The sequence below is a fragment of the Streptomyces sp. NH27 genome (genome assembly GCF_056859195.1).
Genome location: NZ_JACEGK010000875.1, coordinates 1 through 1,683 on the forward strand (window position 1 = coordinate 1; position 1,683 = coordinate 1,683).

A 1,683-nucleotide genomic window follows, 5' to 3' on the forward strand; every position below is an offset into this window, starting at 1 on the left:
GTGGCCGGTCGCGCGGTTCCCGCGCCCCTGAGCAACTGCGGCCACCGAACGCCGCCCCCCCGCGCAGCGCCCGCCCCTGGAGACGACAGCGGCGGGTAACCGAGACAGCTCGAGTCTGCTATCGCGGCCAAGTGACGCCACGGCGACGGCTACCGATTCCGGTGGGTGGGTCAACTCCTTTCGGTGTTCTCGCGCACGATGGTTCAGGCCACGAGCAGGCGGAGGCCGAGTTCGGCCGTGTCGAGGGCGACGAGGTCGCGGTTGCGTTCGGCCCAGCGGCCGGAGGAGAGGTCGTCGCGGAGCATGTTCACCGCCCGTTGTTCGGCCTGTGGTCCGACCCTGGTCCAGACGGATACCGCGCGGCGGACCTGTTCGTCCAGGTATGCCTCTGGGCGGCGCCAGTGCGCTTCGAAGAAGCCGTCGGCGCAGTCCCATGGGACGAGCACCGGCTCCGCGCGGCCCCCGATCGCGCGGGTCAGGTCGGCCAGTGAAGGCCAGTCGACGAGAAGTTCGGCGAATTCCGGCAGGTAGTCGCGGGTGAGCCAGAACCGCTGGAGCCAGCCGGTCGTGCTCGCGTCGTACGTGAACACCACCACGCGCCGGGCCACCCGCTTGAGCTCGCGCAGCCCGGCGATCGGGTCCTGCCAGTGGTGAACGGTGCTGAACGCCATCGCGGCGTCGAAGGACTGGTCGGCGAACGGCAGGCTCTCCGCGGCGGCGGCCACGCACGGCGCCGCGCCGGCGGGACGCTGCGCCCGCATGACCGCCGATGGTTCCACCGCGGTGACCTCGCGGTCCGGGGGTTCGTAGGAGCCGGTGCCGGCCCCGACGTTCAGTACCGTCTGTGCGTCTCCGAGCGCGTCCCAGACCCTCGCGGCGATCCGCGGCTCGGTGCGCCGCGTCGCCGGGTAGGCGGACCCGATGGTGTCGTACAACTGGGCTCCGAACACCTTGAGTTGTTCCTCCGGTGTCGTCCTGATCCCCATGGCCCTTGCCTCCAGTTCTCTGTCGATGGCCGTCACCATGGCGGCGGCGCGGTCGCGCTGTTCCAGTAGCAGGCCGCGCAGCCGGCGCAGGTGCGCGACCGCGTCGGTGGCCGGGTCGTCGACGAGATCCGCGATCTCGCGCAATCCGAAGCCCAGCCGCCGGTAGGCGAGTACCTCCCGCAGCCGCTCCACGTCGGCGGCCGAGTAGGCCCGGTATCCGGCCGTGGTCCGTGCGGACGGGTGTACGAGGCCGATCTCGTCGTAGTGATGCAGCGTGCGGACGCTCACGCCGGCCAGCTCGGCCACACGTCCCACGGTCAGGTGCTCTTCCACGCCACCGACCATGCGGCATCACGCCACGTGAGGGTCAAGCGCCTCCCGCCTGGCGCAGCGTTCACGCCCTGAACCGGCCCACCTGGCGCGGACCGTGGCAGGCCGGCGCCCGCCGTGCCCACTACGCCCACCACGACGCGGCCTCTGAACAGGCAAGAACGTCGAAGTCCTGCTGGAGCACCGGGCGGGAAGCAGCCGCGCATCCCCGGGGGCGCGTCGGGGTACTCCCCTGGCTCCGCCGGGGCATCCCCACCCAGGCGAAGCCCTGCGGGAGAACGGCGCGACGAGCCCCGAGCGGCGTGCGGCCCGGGAGCCGACCATGCGTGGCTCCCCGGGCGGAGGGGGCCGCGGAGGAGCCATACGT

1 protein-coding gene is annotated in these 1,683 nt (G+C 72.1%); it reads right to left on the reverse strand.

The features are described from left to right. Positions 1-203: 203 nt before the first annotated feature. Positions 204-1,331, reverse strand: a complete 1,128-nt coding sequence (locus tag AC13HU_RS36690; RefSeq protein WP_483046327.1) for a MerR family transcriptional regulator — start codon at positions 1,329-1,331, stop codon at positions 204-206. Between the last annotated feature and the right edge of the window lie 352 nt (positions 1,332-1,683).